Source organism: Selenomonas sp. F0473 (assembly GCF_000315545.1).
GTDB lineage: Bacteria > Bacillota > Negativicutes > Selenomonadales > Selenomonadaceae > Centipeda.
Map to the genome: position 1 here is coordinate 1,011,248 of NZ_JH992902.1, position 19,691 is coordinate 1,030,938.

Here is a 19,691-nt window from a genome sequence, read left to right on the forward strand (position 1 = left end):
TATGCATCTCTTTTTCCGCAAAACAGGCTATGTCTTTCTCTGCCTCGTCCTCGCCGCGCTCCTCGCAGCCGCGCTCTTTTGGGCGCTCAGCATCGGCACAGTAAAGCTGCCCCCTGATGTTATCTGGGGGGCGGTCGGCGCACAGCTGACGAGCGGTACGCCGATTGACATTCCGGGCAAGGGGGCGGTGCATGACATCGTTTGGCTGCTGCGCCTGCCGCGGCTCCTCCTCGCCGCCGTCATCGGCGCGGGACTTGCCGTCTGCGGGGTCATCATGCAGGCCATCGTAAAGAATCCGCTCGCTGACCCCTACATTCTCGGCATCTCCTCGGGCGCGTCGCTTGGCGCGACGGCCGCCGTCCTGCTGGGCGTCGGCACTCTGTTCGGGGAGAACGCGGTCGGTGTCTCGGCATTCGTCGGCGCGTTCGCCGTCTCGCTCGGCGTGCTCTTTATCGCCAATCTCGGCGGGCGCGCAAACGCGGTGAAACTCCTGCTCGGCGGTATGGCGCTGAGCGCCGTATGCAGCGCTTTTTCCAGTTTCATCGTCTATTTTGCGAACAACAAGGAAGGCATTCAGACGATTGCCTATTGGATGATGGGGAGTCTCGCGGGGGCAAGCTGGGATTCGCTGCCGATTATCGCGGGGATTGTCGTTCTCGCCGTGCTCTTCTTTTGGACGCAGAGCCGTATCCTCAACCTCATGCTGCTCGGCGACGAATCCGCCATCACGCTCGGCACGGACCTCCACAGCTACCGGCAGGCGTATCTGCTCGTCAGCGCGCTCATCGTCGGCTTTGCCGTCTACGCCGCCGGCATGATTGGGTTCGTGGGGCTCGTCGTCCCCCACGTGGTGCGCATGCTCATCGGCACCGACCACAAGAAGCTCATCCCCGTCACGGCGCTCGTCGGCGCCATCTTCCTCGTTATCGCGGACGGGCTGTGCCGCATCATCATCCCGCGCACGGAGCTGCCCATCGGCATCCTCATCTCGATGATCGGCGCGCCCTGCTTTATCTATCTCATGGTGAAACGTACTTACGGATTTGGAGGCAACTGATATGGAAATACTCGCAGAGGCCGTGAAACTCTTCATCGGCAGGCAGGAGATTCTCAAAGGGGTGGATTTCCGCCTGCACGATAAGGAATTCCTCGGCATCATCGGCCCGAACGGCAGCGGCAAGAGCATGTTCCTCAAATGCATTTACCGCGTGCAGCATCCGGACGAGGGGGCAATCAGTTTTGACGGGCGCCCGCTGGACGATTTTTCCTATCAGGAGTCGGCGCGGCGCCTCTCCGTCGTCGCCCAGCACAATTTCTACAGTTTCGACTTCCCCGTGCTCGACGTCGTGCTCATGGGGCGCTCCCCGCATAAGAAACTCCTTGAGCGCGACAATATCCGCGACTACGAAATCGCCCGTAAAGCCCTCGGCGTGGTCGGCATGGCGGAGTTCGAGGAGCGCAGTTTCTCGAGTCTCTCGGGCGGCGAGCAGCAGCGCGTGATTCTCGCGCGGGCGCTCGCACAGCAGACGGAATGCATGGTGCTCGACGAGCCGACGAATCACCTGGACATCAAATATCAGCTCCAGATTATGGACATCGTGAAGGGACTCGGCCTCACCGTCGCCGCCGCGATCCACGACCTCAACATCGCGGCGCTCTACTGCGACCGACTCATCGCCATCAAAAAGGGCAAAGTCGTCGGCCTCGGCACGCCGCGCGCGCTGCTCACCGAAAAATTCATCTACGATCTGTACGAAGTGAAGTCCACCGTCAGTATCCATCCCGATACGGGGCGAATGAATATCGTCTATCTGCCGCAGTATGATGGAAAAAATCAATAAAATGCGCCGTCCGCACAAAACGCGGTGACAACCGCGGCATAAAAAGGAGAGGTTGCCGTACGAACTTTTCGTTCAGTAACCCCTCTTCTTTTTCTATATGCTTTATTTTCTTGTCGGTTCCGTCCCTTTGGCGCCATACAGTCCCGTGCGCAGTTCTCTGATCGAATCCGCAACGCGCGCCCCGGGACAGCGCAGCAGATAAAACGGCACGCAGTAGATCCGTCCGGTGCGCACGGCCTGCAGGTCGCGCAGGGCCGGATGCCGGCAGAGACGATCCCGCGGCGAAGTATCCTCCGGCGCGCTGCTCTGTACAAAGATGACGTCCGGATCCATCATGAGGAGCTGCTCATAGCTGATAAACTCCTCCTCGCCGACCCGTTCTTCCTCTTTGCCGAGCACCTCTGCGCCGAGCCGTCCTAAGAGATCGCCGGACAATGTGCGCGGCGTATAGATGCGCAGGTCGCGGGCAACCGAGGCGATGACGAGCACGCGCGGCGGCGTATCCGCCGCTCCATGCGGCACATGCAGTTCGCGTTCGATCTGCCGCTCGAGTACGGCCGCCTCATCCGTACGGCCAATGATGCGCCCGAGATCGCGGATGTAACGCAGCTCGTCGTCAAGCGTGTGCTCCGCTTTGAACTCGGCGCCGTTCATCGAAGTCATATATACGTTCGTACCGCGGGCTCCCCAAAACTCGCTGCGTCCGATGCCGCTGCCGCGCCCGGAAAAATCCCACAGCCAGCCGACGATGAGGTCCGGCTCCATCATCAGGAGCGTCTCCACGTCCATCGCGCGCGGCGCCCGTATGGGAATCGCCTCATAGGCGGGAACAATCTCGGGATGTAAAAACGATGTGGAAAACAGCCCGCCGGCCGCAATGATCCGATCCCCTCCGCCGAGCGCGAGCAGCGTCTCGATCGAGTTTTGCCACAGCGCAACGATACGCTCCGGCGGCCGCTCATAGTAGTAGGTATGCGGTCGGAAGTCGGAGTCGTAGTTCTCTATGGCAATACCGCGAGAGGGAGCGGACGACCCTTCCGGCGCGGGCTGCCGTCCTGCCTGTGCCGCGTTCCATAGGCATGCGCCCAGCAACAGAACGATCGGGAGAGATCGGCCTTTTTTTCTCATAGCATACCTCCGGCAATGGGAAAAGCCGTCCCCCGCGCCGGCCGTCGTATGATGCCGGAGGGACGCGGCTCTCCCCGATATTTTTTAGAGCGCCATGCTTGCCGAGAGCGAGATCGTACGTGGGCGGCCGAGATAGATGCTGCCTGAACCGGGAGTGCTGTACCAATACTTTCGATCGAACACATTGCTGCACATAAGGGAGAGCAGGAGATCCTCGCTGCCGAGCTTCGTTTTGTAGTTCAGTCCGAGGTCGAACGTGGCGATCGCAGGCACCTGCAGGGGATTTGCGCCGTACCGGATGTGTGCCGCCTGCTGGTAATCGAGCCGACCGATCACGGAGAGGCGGTCCGTCGGCTTATAGACCATGACCATCGCACTGCTCCACTTCGGCAAACCGAGAACGCTCCGGCCGCTCGTCTGCCGTGCGTCGATGCAGTTCAACGAGAAGATCATATCCCATTTCGAAGACAGGCTGCCGGCGGCCGAATACTCCAGCCCCTGATAGCGTTGTTCCTTGTCGATGCGCAGATACTTTTTGCTGTTTTCGTATACGTCGTTCGTTCCCTGCTGCTTGATGCGGTAGAGGCTGAGCGTCTGCAGAACGCCGCCGTTCATATACTTGACGCCGATCTCGTTTTGGCGCGTCTTGGCCGGCGGGATTGTTTCGCCCTGATTGGCATAGCCCGCGCCGACGACCGCGCCCTCCGAGAAACTCTCGCTGTGATGCGCGTAGGCCGTCAGCTGCGGAGTGAAGCGATAGGCGACGGCGTAGGTGGGACAGGTCGCCTTTGCGTCGATCTCGCCCGCGGTGCTGCCGGAGTAGTTCCGCGCCCGCACACCGCGGTGTCCGTGCAGTCCGAGCACAAAACTCAGCTTGTCGCCGGGCGCGGTCAACTCGTCCACGATATGCCAGCCCGTCATAATCGTCGTGTACTGGGTCTTAAGCGGTTTTCTCGGCAGGGATGCGGGCAGCGCCGTATCGTTCGACCGATAGATATTGCCGGGCGCGGCGATATATCGTTCGGCAGGATCGGAACCGTAGTTGCCGATCGTGTTCCGATGGAACCACAGGCGGTCGAGACTCAGGACATAGTCGTTCTTCCACGCGCCGAGTCGGAACGCGCCTTTGACGCCGACGCCCAAATACTTCGTCGCGTGTGCGACCGGCCACTGCGAATAGCCGCTCCCATATCCCGTGGCGATGACGGGACCGTAGTTCCCCGCCGTATCGAGCAGGGCCCTGCTGTAGCCCTGGATCCAGCTCGTGTAGTTCTCCTTGTGGTAGCCGGCATTCAGGAACAGTTTGGTCGTATCGCTCGCGGCATACTCATAGTTGAACACCGCCATTTGGTTGCTGTACTCATCCTCCGACCATGCGGGGGAGAGGTTTATCGATCCGCGCGGCGCGCGCGGAAGCGCTCGAATGGAGGCCGGAACGTTGAGGCTGTTGCCGTTGCCGCGCTCGCGCGTATAGTCATAGCCGAGCAGGAGATTCATAGTGCTGCGGCCGCTCCTGTTGTCGATGTTGACGAAGAGGTCGCGTTTCCACATACGGGCGTTCTGCACCGCAAGGGTCCCCTGTCCCTGCATCGCGTTGATACGGAAGCCCCACGCCTTATTTTTCCCCATGCGTTCGCCGATATCGATCTCTTGGGAGAAATAACTTCTGCCGTGGAACCCGATCTTAAAATCGCGGTTGGGCGTCTCTCCCGCGCGTTTGGACACCATGTCGATCACGCCGCCCGCGTTCTCCTGCCAGCCGGAGGTCGTTCCGCGCACGCCGATGGCGGGCCCCGAGATCACGGTCACCTTGCCGACGAAGTTCGCCGACATATCCTTTTGATGCGCGATGCCCGGCACGCCGTTGATGTACCACGCGTTGCCGTTGGAGCGGATGCCGCGGATCCACACGGCGCTGTCGGTCGCGCCCCGCCCCGCACGCACCGCGGGGTCGAGCGAAAGGACGTCCAGGATGTTGCGGTTCGGCGCGGCAAACCGCGTGATCGCCGCCGCGTCAAAGGTCATCGCTTGAAACGGGGTCTCGAGCGCGTCTTTTTGCCCTAAGAACCCGATCCCGCCCGCACTGTGCAGCATGCCGTCCGCAATCTCATCCCGCACGCGGTCGCCGGAGATGACGAGATCGGGAAGCGCATACTCATCCATTGCATCCGTATGATGTTCCGTCTGCTCTGCGGCTGCCGCAAGGGGCTGATGTCCGCCGGTAAAAAGACCGATCAGCACCGCAGCCGTCAGCATATTTTTCATCCGCTGTTTCAATCCACACACTCCTCACACAAAGATATTTTCCCGCCATTGCTCAATATCTCCGTATGATCTCGCGGCATCTATGCTGTGCCGATCTTTGTCATGCGGTACAGTTCTCTTATGTTATCTTAAACGATTCTCTCTGTGCGGTCAAGAAAGACACAATCTATATTACATTTCTCCGCATGATAAAACCGCTGTGCGGGATAATTTCCATACGGCGGTTCCGTCGTCGTATACAGACGTTAGAACAGCCCGGTAATGACGCCGTCCTCGCCGATGTCCATATCCATCGCGGCGGGATGTTTCGGCAGGCCGGGCATGGTGAGGACGCTCCCCGTGAGCGCGACGACGAAGCCTGCGCCGCACGACGCGCGCAGTTCGCGCACGGTGATGCGGAATCCCGTCGGGCGTCCGAGCAGGGTCGGATCGTCGGAGAAGGAATACTGCGTCTTTGCCATGCAGACGGGCGTCTCCGTCATGCCGAGCCGTTCCATCTCCGCAAGCTGTTTTCTTGCCGCGGGCGTAAAGTCCACGCCGTCCGCGCCGTAGATTTCTTTTGCAATCGTTTCAATTTTCTCCGCAATCGGGCATGCCGCATCGTAGATTGTGTGAAAGTTTGCAGGCTGCGCGAGCGCACGCTCCACGGCGTCCGCGAGGGCAAGACCGCCCGCCCCGCCCTTTGCCCAGACCTCGGAGCGGACGGCGGGCGCGCCGAGCGACGCGCAGAGTTCTTCGAGCAGCGCAAGTTCCGCTTCGGTGTCCGTCGGGAATACGTTGACCGCGACGACGGCAGGCAGACCGAACTTGCCGATGTTCTCGATGTGCTTTGCGAGATTTGCCGCACCGCGCCGAAGAGCGTCGAGGTTTTCCTCCCCGAGGCTGTCTTTCGGAACGCCGCCGTTCATCTTGAGCGCGCGCACCGTCGCGACGATGACGGCCGCATCGGGCCTCAGCCTCGCCATCCGGCATTTGATGTCAAAGAATTTCTCCGCGCCGAGATCCGCGCCGAAGCCCGCCTCTGTCACAGTATAGTCGGCACATTTCAGCGCGTACTTCGTCGCCGTGACGCTGCTGCATCCGTGCGCGATGTTCGCGAAGGGTCCGCCGTGAATGAGCGCGGGCGTCCCCTCAAGGGTCTGCACGAGGTTCGGCCGGACGGCGTCCTTGAAGAGCAGCGCGAGGGCGCCCGTCGCGCCGAGTTCCTCCGCGTATACGGGGCGTCCGCCGCGCGTATATCCGATGAGGATGCGCCCGAGCCTTCGTTTCATATCCGAGAGGCCCTCCGCAAGGCAGAGGATCGCCATCATCTCGGAGGCGACCGTGATGTCGAAGCCCGACTCGCGCGGCACGCCGTGCGCCGTTCCGCCAAGTCCGATCGTGATGTGCCGCAGGGCGCGGTCGTTGACGTCGAGAACGCGCTTCCACACGATGCGGCGCACGTCGAGGTCGAGCGCATTGCCCTGCTGGATGTGGTTGTCGATGAGCGCCGCAAGCAGATTGTGCGCTGTCGTGACGGCGTGGAAATCGCCCGTAAAGTGGAGGTTGATGTCCTCCATCGGCACGACCTGGGCGTAGCCGCCGCCCGCGGCGCCGCCCTTCATGCCGAAGCACGGACCGAGCGAGGGTTCGCGCAGTGCGACGATGGCTCTTTTCCCTTGCCTATGCAGGGCGTCGGCAAGTCCGACGCTCGTCGTCGTCTTGCCCTCCCCCGCGGGGGTCGGGTTGATCGCGGTCACGAGGATGAGTTTCCCGTCGGCATTGTTTTTTACGGATTCAAGGGCTTCGCGGCTGATCTTCGCCTTGTATTTTCCGTACGGTTCGATGTGCTCCGCATTGATGCCGATGCTTTCGGCAATCTCCGCGATGGGACACATTTTCGCTGCGCGCGCGATTTCGACGTCGGTTTTCATGTCGGTGCTCTCCTTTGCCAAATTGGACCGATTGTGTGTGAGGGGTGATAAGTTTTGCCGCAACCTATGCGTCAAAATCCCGCGTCATACCTTCCTCCATAGAAACCCTAAGTGACGCGGAAGTTTGGATGCACAGCTAGGCATGAGTCAAATGCGAGCGACGGCGTAGTAAAAGGCTACTCCTAGCGAAGCATTTGACGAAATAACGACGCTAGGCGCCGAAATCCCGCGTCACACCTCGGGCAGCCTCGACCACATTCTGCATCAGCATCGCCACTGTGAGCAATCCGACGCCTCCCGGCACGGGCGTAATTGCGCCCGCGACTTCGGCGACGGCTTCAAAATCCACATCGCCGACGAGTTTCTTCGGCGCGATGCGGTTGATGCCGACGTCGATCACCGTTGCGCCCGGCTTTACCATATCGGCCGTCACAAATCCCGGCCGCCCGACCGCCGCGACGAGAATGTCCGCTTCGCGCGCGACGGCGGCGAGATCTTTCGTCCGCGAGTGGCAGGTCGTAACGGTCGCATGACGCTCGAGCAGAAGGTGCCCCATCGGCTTGCCGACGATATTGCTGCGTCCGATGATGACCGCGTGCTTCCCTTCGATGGGAATGCCCGCCAGTTCCAGCATCCGGATGCAGCCCGCGGGCGTACAGGGACGCAGCCCCGGCGCGCCGAGCACGAGCCGCCCGACGCTGATCGGGTGAAATCCGTCCACATCCTTGCGCGGGTCAAGGCGCTCCAAAATCTCCTCTTCATATGCGCTCAGCCCTTCCGGCAGAGGCAGCTGAATTAGAATGCCGTGCACGGACGCATCGGCATTGAGTGCGTCGATGCGTGCAGTCAGCTCTTCCTTCCCCGCGTCTGCGGGCAGCGCGATGTGATCGGAGATGATGCCGAGCTCTGCGCATACCTTTTGCTTGTTGCGGACGTAGACCTCGGATGCGGGATCGGCGCCGACGATAACGACGGCGAGGCGCGGATGGATTCCCTCCGCTTTCAGCGCCATAACCTTCCGTCCCGCGTCTTCCTTAATTTTCGCGGCAAATTCCTTGCCCGACAGAATGCGTGCCATATACTCTCCTCTGTTCTCAGTTCTCATATATAATAACTCATCCATGCAAAGACGCAGACCGCAATTGAGACGATCCCGTTCCGCATGAAATACACCTGGGTGACGCGGGAAAAATCCGTCGGGCTTGCGATGCGGTGCTGATAGACGAGCGTCGCCGCCGCGATCGCAACGCCGACGAAATACGGCCAGCGCAGGCCGCACATAATGCCGACGGCGACGAATCCCGCAATCGAGAGCGCATGCCCCGCGCGCGCGATGCGGAACGCTCCGCGCGCCCCGTAGGACACCGCGAGGGAATGCAGCCCGTGCCTCTTATCAAATTCCTCGTCCTGCGCGCCGTACATCGCGTCGAAGGCGCCGATCCAAAGGGCGACGGCGACGCAGAGCACAACCGTCGGCGCGGCGATCTCCCCCGTGACCGCCACCCACCCGCCCGCGGGGGCCATCGCAATCGCGATGCCGAGAAAGAGATGCACCCAGCCCGTCACGCGCTTGAGGAACGGATAAATGAGGAAGGGAAACGCCGCGATCGGCAGCAGGTAGATGCAGACGGGATGCAGCTGCAATACGGAAAATACAAGCACAAGGAGGCACACGCCTATAAAGACGAGCGCCTCCCTTTTGCTCACGCGCCCCTGTACCATCGCGCGGTACGCGAGACGGGGCTGCCGTTTATCATATTTGAGATCGGCGAGATTGTCGAGGGCGAGCGCCGCCGACCGTGCCGCCGTGATGGCGAGTACGATCCAGCCGAGATCGCCCGGACGCGGATGCCCGTGCGCGCCGAGCAGCGCCGCCATAAGCGCGAACGGCAGCGAGAACACCGTATGATGAAACGCAGTGTTGTTCGCGTGCGCCCGAATCCGTTCGATCAATCGGTTCAATCGAGTCCAAGCTCCTTCCAACGCGCCGTGACGCGTTCTTTGATCTCCTCGCTCATCGCGATCTCGTCCGGCCATTCGCGCGCGTGCCCTTCGGACGGCCACGTCTTGGTCGCGTCGATGCCGAGCTTTGACCCCCACTGCGCCATCGGCGAGGAGTGGTCGAGCACGTCGAGCGGCCCCTGCACGATCTCGAGGTCGTATTTCGCGTCGATGTTGTTAAAGACGCGCCACCAGACTTCCTTCATATCCTGCACGTTGACGTGCGCGTCGACGACGATGATCATCTTGACGTTCATCATCTGCCCCATGCCCCAAAGCGCATGCATGACCTTGCGCGCGTGCATCGGAAACTGCTTCTTGATGGAGACGACGATACAGTCGTGGAACACGCCCTCGAGCGGCATATTGATATCGACCACTTCAGGCAGCATCTGTTTCAGCAGCGGCAGGAAAATCCGCTCCGTCGCCTTGGCGATGAAGCAATCCTCCATCGGCGGCTTGCCGACGACCGTCGCGGCATAGATGGGATCCCTGCGGTGCGTGATCGCCGTGATGTGAAAGACCGGGTAATCGTCCGCGAGCGAGTAGTAGCCCGTGTGGTCGCCGAACGGCCCCTCGCGCCGCCGCTCGTCCGTGTCCACATAGCCCTCGAGGATAATCTCCGCCGTCGCGGGCACCTCGAGATCGACCGTCACGCACTTGACGAGTTCGACCGATTTGTGCCGCAGGAAACCCGCGAACACCATTTCGTCGATGTCGCGCGGCAGCGGCGCCGTCGCGGCGTAGGTGAGCACGGGGTCGGTGCCGATGGCGACCGCCGCCTCGATGCGCGTGCCGCCGCGTGCCTTCATATCGCGGAAGTTCTCCGCGCCGTTCTTATGGATGTGCCAGTGCATCCCCGTCGTGCGGCTGTCATATTTTTGCAGGCGGTACATGCCGACGTTGCGTTTGCCCGTCGCGGGGTTCTTCGTAAAGACGAGCGGCAGCGTGACGAATGGCCCGCCGTCGTCCGGCCAGCATTTGAGGATGGGGATGCCGTCGAGGCTCGGGTTCTCGGTCTCGACGACCTCCTGGCAGGGCGCGTTCTTCACATATTTCGGGAAGTTGATGGCCTTGCGCGCCATCGGGATGAGCGTCATGAGGTTCATCTTGTTCCGGAGGGAGATGTGCGGGATTTTGAGCAGCTCCGTCAGCTCGTCCGCCACATCGTCGAGTTTTTCCACGCCGAATGCGAGCGCCATGCGCTCATAACTGCCGAACGCGTTCATGAGCACGGGCATCGTCGAGCCCTTGACGTTCTCAAAGAGGAGGGCCACGTTCTTCTCCCCCTCCCGCTTCGAGATGCGGTCCGTGATCTCCGTGATCTCCAGTTCCGGATCGACCTCTGCGGTGATGCGTCTAAGGAGACCGCGCTGCTCAAGCACGTCGATGAACTCGCGCAGATCTTGATACGCCAAGGAAATCCCTCCTAGATATTATTTGTGCAGGACAAACCGCACGATCAGATACCCCACGCCGTAGAGTGCAATCATCGGCACGGCGATCATCGACTGTGTGAACACATCCGGCGTCGGAGAGATCACGGCGGCGACGACGAACGCGAGAAAGATGACAATGCGGGCATATTTTTTGAGCACCGCCGAGGAGATGAAGCCGAGCTTGCCGAGAATCGTAATGATGAGCGGCAGCTCGAAGACAAAGCCGAACGGCAGGACAAACATGATGACAAATTCAAAGTAACGATTGACCGAAAAGAGCGCCTCCAGTTCCGCGTTCCCAAATCCTTTGAAGAATAGAATCGCCGCCGGAAAGACGAGAAAGAACGAAAATGCCAGCCCGAGAAAGAAGAGGACGACCGATACCGGCACGACAATCCCAAGAACGAGACGCTCTGCACGCGTGAGCGCGGGGAGGAAGAAGCGCCACACATGGTAAAAGATCACGGGAAGCGCGAGAAGAAAGCCCACGACGACGGCGATCTTGATATAGGTAAAGAACGCCTCCGCGGGCTGCATGTAGTAAAGTTTTCCGACCGGACGGGTCAGATAGTGCATGATGTCTTCGATGAAGTAATAGCCGACGCCGCTCCCTGCGGCGACGGCAACGAGACATTTGATCAGCCGCGACCGCAGCTCCGTCAGATGCGCGATGAGCGACATGCTCCCCTCGTCGTCGTCCTCCTCCGATGAGGGCGCCCCTGCGAGCGGCGGTTCCTCTCCGCCCGTCGGGTCGGGTTCCGCGAGGGGAGGCGCCTCGGCCGGCTGCTCTGCGGCGCGAACATTCGAAGAGGGGTTCTTCTGTGCCGCAGCGGAGGCCGGCATCTCTGCAGGAGCGGCCGCGCGCACAGCGCCGCGCTCCTCCGCAGCCGCAGGGAAATCCGCCGCGATTTCCGGCGTTTTCGATTCCTCAGCCATAGAACTAGCTCTTCGTTTCCGTCTTTCCGTCCTCGGAGAGCCGTTTCGCTTGCTCCGTGACGTTGATCTCCGTCCGTGGTGCCTCCGGTTCGTTGTTCGCCGATTTGAACTCTTTGATGCTCTTGCCGAGTGCTTTGCCGATGTCCGGCAGGCGCCCGGGACCGAAGATCACAAGCCCGATGATGAGGATGAGGACTAATTCCGGAACTCCCAGTCCAAACATATTGCTACCCTCCCAAAATTGTGAAGTGAGATTTTTGCGCCCAGCGTCGTCGTTTCAAAAAAATCCTGCGGTCGACGCAGGCATTCGACTACGCCTTTCCTTGTATTTTTCTTATTCCCGGCCAGGCATCAAAACGTTCACTTCGCCGCGGTATCGCTCGTGCGGTACAATCTCGACGCATGACTGCCGCTTTGCTAGGCTTTCTCTATAACTTATTCCCTCTTTTGCTCGCCTCCGGCCGGAGGCTCTGCCTGCGCCGCCCGATGTGCCGCGACGGCTGCGGCCGCGCTCTCCGCCGTCGCGGGGGCGGGCGGCTGCGTCGTCTCCTGTGCGGACGGTGCCGGCGGTTGCTGCGCGCTGGGCTGCGCCTGCGGCGGCGCGGGCGGCGGATTGGGCGCGTTGATCGCCTGCGTCAGCGCGTTCGACGCCCTGCGGAACTCGCGCAGCCCTTTTCCCAGCGTCCGCCCCATCTCGGGCAGTTTTCCCGGGCCGAACACGATCAGTCCCACGACGAGGATCAGAATCAGTTCGGGGACGCCTATACCAAACATTTACGACACCTTCTTCAGAACTCCCTGCGGCCAATAAAATCCGCCGCCGTTAGACACGTCTCCCGTATCCGCTCGTCGAGCGATGCGGGCAGCGCCGCCTTGGCGCGTTCGAGATACGCGTTCGCCCGGGTCTGCGCGTAGTCCACGCCGTCGGTGCCGCGCACGAGCACGAGCGCGCGCGCGACTTCCTCCTCCGTCATCTGCGGATTTGTAATCAGCGCCGTCAGCTCGTCACGCTCCGGCTCTCCGAGCACTGCCAGCGCGCGGATCACGGGCAGGGTCACATACCCCTGCGCGAGATCGCGCCCCGCCGGTTTTCCAATACGCTCCGACGTCTGCTCCATATCCAGCAGATCATCCGTGATCTGGAACGCCATCCCGATCGCATGTCCGTACCGCGCAAAACGCGCCGTATCCTCGGTACTCATGCCTCCGACAGACGCTCCGATCTCGCAGCAAATCTCGAGAAAATCCGCCGTCTTCTTACGGATGTGTTCATAGTACGCATCCTCGCCCGCCGGCACCTGATAGACCGCATGATCCTGCAGGATTTCACCCTCGCTCAGCGTGCAGACAAGATCGGCAAGACGCATATAGATCTGTGAAGGATACCCCGTCTCCGCAACGAGCCTGAATGCGCGGGCAAAGATATAGTCGCCGCTCAAGATGGCGACCTGATTGCCCCACTTTGCATTGGTGGTCTCCACGCCGCGCCGGGTGTCCGCATCGTCGATCACATCGTCGTGTACGAGAGATGCCGTATGAATCAGTTCCAACGCCGCGGCGATCGGCATCGCGCGCGCGCGGTCAAACGATGCGCCGCTGCGCGCCGCCAACAGAAAGAGTGCGGGCCGCAGGCGCTTTCCTCCGGACGAGACGAGGTGCGCGCCGATACCGTTCACAAGCGCCGACTCCGAAACGAGCGCCTCTTCGAGCGCCGACTCCAGTACCGCGAGATCCTCCCGTATGACATCAAACATGTCGTTCTTCAAGGTCTTATCACCTACATTAACGCGATCCGCAGGAGCGGAGCGGCGCCTCTTTTCCATCCATATCTATGATGCCCGCGAGCATAAACCTCATCACATTCTATCATATCGCGCTAATACCGTCAAAATTATTTCTTCTGCAGAATCAGCGCGCTCCCGACGGCGCGTTCCGAACCGTCGGAGGGGGAGTTGAGCACCGCGCCGCCCGCATAAAGTTCAGACGATCCGCCGCCGTCGAGGTTGACGGCATTCTGTACGCCGAACTGCACGAGCAGCTGCGCAAACTCCGTAAGGGTCAGACCGTGACTATGCGACTGACGCCCGTCCACAACCGCAAAGAGAATTTTCCCCGCTTTCGTTACGCCGACCGCGCTGCGCGGCGCGCGTCCATAACGGATGTCTCCCGGGAACTGCTCCTCGCCCGCGGTGACATGCGCGCTGCCGTCCGCGACAAGGCGCGGCCCCGCGCCGAGCACCTGTACCGCGCGGTCAAACGCGCCGCCGAGATGCTCCGCGAGGACTGCCGGATCTCCGACACGTACGCCCGCGGATGCAAAACCGTCCATCGACGATCCGTGTACCGAGACGACATAGCCGTCCGACGGAATCGCGGAATCATTCGTGTTGATCTCCGTCACGCGTCCGTTCCGCACGACATACTCCAGCCCGTAGGGGTTCGTCCCCGTCGTCCTGCCGTACGCGCGGTTATAGACGATGAGATTGTTCTCGCCGCGCTCCGTATTGACCCCCGAGACGGGCAGCGTCGTTTGATCGAGTTTTACCGTTCCGTTATACGACGCCACACCGAAAATAAAGGAGCCGTCCGGCATCACGCCGAACGCGCTGCGGTCAAAATACGTTGTGCCGACAACAAGCCCGTCAATTTTCGTCACGCCGATCAGCTCGCCGTTGAGAGCAAAATAGGAGGCGTTGATCGCTGCGGCGGCATTCGTCGCCCGGGCGATCCCGCTGACCGTCTGCCGTCCGGGGATATAGCCGCGCGCAAGGGCCGGGCGCACGCTGAATCGGTTGGGATCCGCCTCGACGAAGTACGCCGTCACGCGCCCGTCCGCGTCCTCATAAACGTAGGTCTTTTGGACAAGTCCGGGCGCAAGCTGTTTTTCACGCAGGAGGGGCAGCTCGGAGACGCCGGGCTTCGCGGATCCGTTATCCCCCCCGGGCTTTACGGGTGTGGGCGCAGGCAGCGGCGCAGGCTTAGACGCGGGCTTTTCCGCGCCCGTCGGCGCAATATCGAGGAACACGCGGAACGGGTTGGTCAGGTTGCCGATCCGGTACGTCATCCCCTTCGCCATCATAACGGTGACGTAAAAGTGCCCGTTGCGTTTCTCATAGGAAACGGACTGTATCCGCTTCGTCCGTATAGCGGCGCGTTTGAGTTTCGACGCGTCCACATCGGCGAAGTCGAGCGTCAGCTCACGTCCGTCCTCGGAAGCGTTCACATGATAGATCGGCATTTCCGTGAGATCGAAGACAATGCGGTCGCGCTCCGCCCCGGAGGAGGTGCGCAGCCCCGTCATGCCCGCCGCGGCATAAACATAAGAAGTCGCCGCGAACATAAGCGCCGCGGCGAACACAAATATTTTCTTCAAGAACACATGCATAACATACTCCAAACTACGCGGCAAAATCCAAAAAGAAAGAGAGCTGCCCGCAAACAGCTCCCTTTGTCAAACCGCCCTTTCAAGGACGTTTTCTCTCTCTTATTTCTTCACAACGGTCGGCGAAAGCTGCTTGTACATCATATCCGCCAACCCGATGCCGCCGCTCTTCGCCGCGACATTCATAAGTTCGGTGTCCCGCATATCCTCAAAAATCTTCATTGCATTGGACTTCTTGCCGAACAGATCGTTCTCGGGCACCGTCGCCCGCATCTGCTTATACATCATGCTGAGGAACATCGCTTCAAATCCCTCGCAGGCCTCGCGCAGCTTCTTCGCCTGTGCGTCCGCATCCGTCACCGGGCGCTTTGGCGCACCACCGGTCGACGCCGACTGCGGTACCGCGTCATGCGGCTCGGTTCTCTCTGCGGCGGCCGCTTTTTGCCGGAGTTCATCCAGCGTCGCCTGAAAGGATTTTTCCTCGGCGCTCGTGCGCGCCGCGTCGTAGGAGGAATTTGCCGGCATCCCCATGAGGGACGCCCCGTCGAGCGGCTGTATCGTCATGCCGTGCCTCCTTAGATGATCTCAAGCTCTGCGTGCAGCGCGCCCGCCGCCTTCATCGCCTGCAAAATGGAAATCGTATCGCGCGGCGTCGCGCCTACCGAATTGAGCGCCCCCACGATATCGCTGACGTTCGTCGTCGCCGGCAGAACAATCGTGCTGCCCTTCGATTCCGAAACCTGCACATCCGGGTCCTCCGTCACAACCGTATTGCCGTAACTAAAGGGCCCCGGCTGTGAGACATCGGGATTCGCCTGGATGCGGATCGTAATGCCGCCCTGCGTGATGGCGACCGCATCCACGGAAACATCGCCGCCCATGACGATGGTCCCCGTACGCTCGTTGATAACGACGCGCGCATTGTTATCGGGACGAATCGGCAGATCCTCGAGCGAGGCGACAAAGCCCACGACATTCCCGCGGTAGTATGTGGGAATCGCCACGTCGACCCGTCCGGGGTTCGAAGCCTGCGCGATATTTCCATACTGCGCGTTGATCGCTCCCGCGATCCGCGACGCCGTCGTAAAATCCGCACGCGCGAGGGAGATCGAGATATGTCCGTCGCTGCCGATGTCCTCCTCGACGGTACGCTCGACAATGCCCGCATTCACAGCAATACCGACCGTCGGGAATGCCGCCTGCACGCTGCTGCCGCCACGCCCGGCCGTAAAGCCGCCCGTCGAGACGGCGCCCTGCGCAACGACATAGACTTCGCCGTTTCCGGCCTTCAGCGGGGTCTGCAGGAGCGTCCCGCCGCGGAGGCTCTTCGCATCGCCGATGGACGAAACCGTCACATCGAGCGCGTCGCCTTCGCGGACGAAGGGCGGCAGGGTCGCGGTCACCATGACCGCGGCGACATTTTTGAGCTTGAGCACGCTCTTATCGACGTTGACCCCATAGTTCACAAGCATATTCGCAATGGATTGAAGCGTTTCTCCCGAGCTGGAGCCGTCTCCCGTGCCGTTGAGACCGACGACGAGACCGTAGCCCATGAGCTGGTTGGAGCGGACGCCCTGAACCTTAGAGATGTCCTTGATGCGCGTGACGGCGGATTCCGCCGAGACAACATTTGGCAGTGCGCCTGTCATAAGGGCGAGGAGGAGCAGCAGCGCTGCAAGTTTCTTCATAAGACAACGCCCCTTTTTAGAACAAGATATTGAATATCTGCGTCAGAATCCCCTGCCGCTGTTTCGCGTTGAGGGGGCCTTTGCCGTCGAACCGTACGGTCGCATCCGCCACGCGCGTCGAGAGCACGGTATTCGAGGCAGAAATATCCTCCGGGCGGCACATGCCGCGGAACGTGATCTTGTGTTCGTTGCGGTTCTGCCAAATGGACTGCGTGCCCTCGAGGATAAAATTCCCCGCCGGCGTGATCTCTGAGATCGTCACCGTCACATTGCCGATCGTACGATTTGTCGCGGAAGCGGAGCCCTTCGCATTGAACTTATCGGAACCGCTCGCCGAGGCGGCCTTGAGGAAATCAAAGATACCGACGCCCGCGCCGATCGAGACCGACCCGCTCTTCTCGTTTGCCGACGAGCGCGTGGCCGACGTCGTCGTCGTTTCACTGATGATGATCGTTACGATGTCTCCCACATTCATCGCGCGGTGGTCGGCAAACGCGCTGCGCGTGGAATAGCCGCTCGGGTTCTTCCACAGGGATTCCGCCGAGACCGCGGGCGCGCAGCTTGCCGCCGCGCATGCGGCGACGAGTATCCCTGCAAGCCATTTCCTTCTACTCATCATATGTTCCTCCCGGAATCCCGTATCCATGATATCGTCAGCCGGAGATCCGCACCGTCTGTGCGTCGATCACCTTGCCGCGCATCATCTTACCCGACCGCGCGTTGCGCACGCGGATCGTATAGCCGATGCGCCCGCCCTCCATTGCGACCCCCTCGGCGCGGATGGCGATGCCGTTCGCATCCAAAATGAGCGTGACCGGATTCCCGGCGCGGATCACCAGCGGCATCGCAAGCATCTGCGGCGTGATTACCGTATCCTTGCGGATGTAGCGTCCCGCGACGCGCCCCTCGAGTTTTGCGAAATCCGTCAGCGTCACGGGCGGCGCGGTGTCCACCGCACGTTCCTCAATGCGCGCATTTGCCGGCGTAATCGCGGTTTCCGTTCGAATATCAGTCATGGCGACAAGTACGCGATCATAGACGGTAAGTTGGTAATAAAACGTCGCACGCTGGCGAAACACGCCGTCGACATAGACGGAAATCAGGGCGGGAAAGTCCCGGCCGTAGGGAAGTTCGCGCGGAAACGTCACCTCTGCCGTGATCTCGCCGGCAGGCAGCCGCATCGTGTTGGTCGTCCGCCGCAAATGCAGCTCGTGGCGACGCGTTTCCCCCCGCTCCGCAAGCGTCTCCTCAATTTTTCGCGATGCGAGCTGCGCGATCTGCGCGGCAGAGAGCACATTCGGAAACTGCTCTCCCGCCCAACCATAGGCGGCGCCGGAAGCATGGGGTGCAGGCAAAAAAGCGAATAAGCCACTCCATAGGCATAGAATGGCTGTAAAAATTCTACTGGAAAAAATCAACGTTTGAGGGTATTTGCGATCTCGAGCATCGAATCCGACGTCGTGACGGCCTTGGAGTTGGACTCATACGCACGCTGAGAGATGATCATGTTAACCATTTCCTCAACGATCTGCACATTGCTCATCTCGAGCGTTCCCTGCGTGAGCGTCCCCGCGCCGTCAAGGCCGGGCGTCGACTCGACCGCTTCGCCCGAAGCGTCGGATACGACGAAGAGATTCTTGCCGATGGACGTAAGACCCGCGGGATTCACGAAACGCGCGAGCGTAATATTCCCGCCCTCCGTCTGCGTGTTTGCCCCCGCCAAACGGTAAGAGACACGTCCGTCGCCCGAGATCGTAATGGAATCTCTCACTGCGGTATCAGGGATTTGGATGTTGTCGGCAATTAAATAGCCGTCCGTCGTCACCATGTTCCCGTTGCTGTCGAGTTTCCATGTGCCGTCGCGCGTATACGCCGTCGTTCCATCCGGCAGCGTGACGCGGAAGAACCCCTCGCCCTGAATGCCGATGTCGGTCGGGTTATCCGTCGTCTGCAGCGCGCCCTGCGTAAAGACGCGCTGGGTCGCCGCGACGCGCGTGCCGAGGCCGATCTGCAGTGCCGTCGGGTACTGCGAGTCCGTACCGTTCTGCGCGCCCGCCTCGCGGAGCGTCTGATAGACGAGATCCTGGAACTCCGCGCGCACCTTTTTGCCGCCGTAGGTATTGACGTTTGCGATATTGTGCGCCACGACGTCCATCTGGGTCTGCTGCGCCTTCATCCCCGACGCGGCGGACCAAAGTGCTCTCATCATAGTCGGTATCCCCCTCCAAGAGAAGTTTTATATACTGCGTAATCCACTCTATTATATCGAAAGGATTTCTTTTTTTCTTAAATTAATTTAACTCGTACGGCCGACGTCGTTGACGGCCTTGTCGAGCAGCGCGTCCTGCGTCTGCACCGCGCGCGAGCCGGCCTCGTAGACGCGGTAGTTGTTGATGAGTTCGACCATCTCCGTGACGACGCTCGTATTCGACATCTCGAGCATTCCCTGCTCGATCACCCCCGTGGCCTGCATCGGACGCGCGCCCGCCTGCGGACGATAGAGATTGTCGCCCTGCTTGATCACGGCATCCGGCGCGTCGAACCGGACGAAACCGATCTGCGCGATCTCCGCGCCGTTCGCGTAGAGACGTCCGTCACTCGAAACGGTAACGTGCGTCGCATCCTCCGGAATATTGATGGGACGTCCCTGCGCCGAGAGCACCGCCTGCCCCCGCACGTTCTCGAGCCGTCCGTTTGCCGCACGGTAGAAGCTGCCGTCGCGCGTGTAGCGCGGCCCCTGCGGCGTATCGATGACGAAGTATCCCTCGCCCGAAATGGCGAGGTCATAGGTGTTGCCCGTCGTCTGGAGCGCCCCCTGCAGATGGTCCGTCGCAATTTCGTCCACGGCCGAACCGAGGCCGAGCGCGCCGACGCGCGGCGCCCCGTGCCCCAGGTGAAATCCCTTGAAGCTCGTGACGTCCGTACCTGCCGCATAATCGTTGATGCGGCGCAGGAGCATCGGTTCGAACTCACGGATCGCCATATCGTCGCGCTTAAACCCGGTATTCGAAGCGTTTGCCAAATTGTTCGCGATCATATCCGTGTGTTTGGTCTCCGTGATCATGCCGGATGCCGCGATATAAAGTCCTCTCCACATA

Annotated in this window: 19 protein-coding genes; 2 read left to right on the forward strand and 17 right to left on the reverse strand. The window is 60.8% G+C overall.

The features are described 5' to 3' along the window. The first annotated feature begins 1 nt into the window (after position 1). Both HMPREF9161_RS04650 and HMPREF9161_RS04655 read left to right on the forward strand, forming a co-directional pair. A complete protein-coding gene (locus HMPREF9161_RS04650; protein ID WP_009728529.1) occupies positions 2–1,057 on the forward strand; it encodes an iron ABC transporter permease in 1,056 nt (351 codons plus the stop codon). A 1-nt stretch (position 1,058) separates the two neighbouring features. Beyond that, positions 1,059–1,841, forward strand: coding sequence for an ABC transporter ATP-binding protein (locus HMPREF9161_RS04655; protein WP_009728530.1), 783 nt, complete (start codon positions 1,059–1,061; stop codon positions 1,839–1,841). 102 nt (positions 1,842–1,943) lie between these two features. On the opposite strand, the gene HMPREF9161_RS04660 is transcribed toward HMPREF9161_RS04655, so the two are convergent. From HMPREF9161_RS04660 to HMPREF9161_RS04740, 17 genes are all read right to left on the reverse strand, one after another. Further along, a complete protein-coding gene (locus HMPREF9161_RS04660; RefSeq protein ID WP_009728531.1) occupies positions 1,944–2,969 on the reverse strand; it encodes an ABC transporter substrate-binding protein in 1,026 nt (341 codons plus the stop codon). An 84-nt stretch (positions 2,970–3,053) separates the two neighbouring features. Continuing rightward, positions 3,054–5,246, reverse strand: a complete 2,193-nt coding sequence (locus HMPREF9161_RS04665; protein ID WP_009728532.1) for a TonB-dependent siderophore receptor — start codon at positions 5,244–5,246, stop codon at positions 3,054–3,056. 233 nt (positions 5,247–5,479) lie between these two features. Further along, positions 5,480–7,147: a formate--tetrahydrofolate ligase gene (locus HMPREF9161_RS04670; protein WP_009728533.1), complete on the reverse strand. Its 1,668-nt coding sequence runs from the start codon at positions 7,145–7,147 to the stop codon at positions 5,480–5,482. Between the two features lie 211 nt (positions 7,148–7,358). Further along, the gene (gene folD, locus HMPREF9161_RS04675; RefSeq protein WP_009728534.1) at positions 7,359–8,225 is read right to left on the reverse strand and encodes a bifunctional methylenetetrahydrofolate dehydrogenase/methenyltetrahydrofolate cyclohydrolase FolD; all 867 of its coding nucleotides are present in this window, start codon (positions 8,223–8,225) and stop codon (positions 7,359–7,361) included. Between the two features lie 23 nt (positions 8,226–8,248). Next, positions 8,249–9,109 carry a 4-hydroxybenzoate octaprenyltransferase gene (locus HMPREF9161_RS04680; RefSeq protein WP_009728535.1) on the reverse strand — a complete coding sequence of 287 codons (861 nt, stop codon included), beginning with the start codon at positions 9,107–9,109 and terminating at the stop codon, positions 8,249–8,251. Continuing rightward, complete coding sequence (locus tag HMPREF9161_RS04685; RefSeq protein WP_009728536.1) at positions 9,106–10,566, reverse strand: menaquinone biosynthesis decarboxylase; 1,461 nt, start codon at positions 10,564–10,566, stop codon at positions 9,106–9,108. The genes HMPREF9161_RS04680 and HMPREF9161_RS04685 overlap by 4 nt, the downstream gene beginning before the upstream one ends. 18 nt (positions 10,567–10,584) lie before the next feature. After that, the gene (tatC, locus tag HMPREF9161_RS04690) at positions 10,585–11,523 is read right to left on the reverse strand and encodes a twin-arginine translocase subunit TatC (protein WP_009728537.1); all 939 of its coding nucleotides are present in this window, start codon (positions 11,521–11,523) and stop codon (positions 10,585–10,587) included. 4 nt (positions 11,524–11,527) lie between these two features. Continuing rightward, a complete protein-coding gene (locus tag HMPREF9161_RS04695; RefSeq protein ID WP_009728538.1) occupies positions 11,528–11,746 on the reverse strand; it encodes a twin-arginine translocase TatA/TatE family subunit in 219 nt (72 codons plus the stop codon). A 212-nt stretch (positions 11,747–11,958) separates the two neighbouring features. Then, positions 11,959–12,297 (reverse strand): twin-arginine translocase TatA/TatE family subunit, encoded by a 339-nt coding sequence (locus HMPREF9161_RS04700; RefSeq protein ID WP_009728539.1) that lies wholly within the window; start codon positions 12,295–12,297, stop codon positions 11,959–11,961. A 14-nt stretch (positions 12,298–12,311) separates the two neighbouring features. Beyond that, the gene (locus HMPREF9161_RS04705) at positions 12,312–13,277 is read right to left on the reverse strand and encodes a polyprenyl synthetase family protein (protein WP_037348796.1); all 966 of its coding nucleotides are present in this window, start codon (positions 13,275–13,277) and stop codon (positions 12,312–12,314) included. Positions 13,278–13,414: 137 nt separating this feature from the next. Next, complete coding sequence (locus HMPREF9161_RS04710; RefSeq protein ID WP_009728541.1) at positions 13,415–14,908, reverse strand: phosphodiester glycosidase family protein; 1,494 nt, start codon at positions 14,906–14,908, stop codon at positions 13,415–13,417. A gap of 99 nt (positions 14,909–15,007) precedes the next feature. Further along, entirely contained in the window at positions 15,008–15,469 is a 462-nt protein-coding gene (locus tag HMPREF9161_RS04715) for a rod-binding protein (RefSeq protein WP_009728542.1), read from the reverse strand. A gap of 11 nt (positions 15,470–15,480) precedes the next feature. Further along, positions 15,481–16,593 (reverse strand): flagellar basal body P-ring protein FlgI, encoded by a 1,113-nt coding sequence (locus HMPREF9161_RS04720; protein ID WP_009728543.1) that lies wholly within the window; start codon positions 16,591–16,593, stop codon positions 15,481–15,483. Between the two features lie 16 nt (positions 16,594–16,609). Next, positions 16,610–17,209 (reverse strand): flagellar basal body L-ring protein FlgH, encoded by a 600-nt coding sequence (locus HMPREF9161_RS04725; RefSeq protein ID WP_198002153.1) that lies wholly within the window; start codon positions 17,207–17,209, stop codon positions 16,610–16,612. 37 nt (positions 17,210–17,246) lie between these two features. Further along, the gene (flgA, locus tag HMPREF9161_RS04730; RefSeq protein WP_232213517.1) at positions 17,247–17,948 is read right to left on the reverse strand and encodes a flagellar basal body P-ring formation chaperone FlgA; all 702 of its coding nucleotides are present in this window, start codon (positions 17,946–17,948) and stop codon (positions 17,247–17,249) included. 59 nt (positions 17,949–18,007) lie between these two features. Beyond that, entirely contained in the window at positions 18,008–18,802 is a 795-nt protein-coding gene (flgG, locus tag HMPREF9161_RS04735) for a flagellar basal-body rod protein FlgG (RefSeq protein ID WP_009728546.1), read from the reverse strand. Positions 18,803–18,889: 87 nt separating this feature from the next. Continuing rightward, positions 18,890–19,690: a flagellar hook-basal body protein gene (locus HMPREF9161_RS04740; RefSeq protein WP_009728547.1), complete on the reverse strand. Its 801-nt coding sequence runs from the start codon at positions 19,688–19,690 to the stop codon at positions 18,890–18,892. Between the last annotated feature and the right edge of the window lies 1 nt (position 19,691).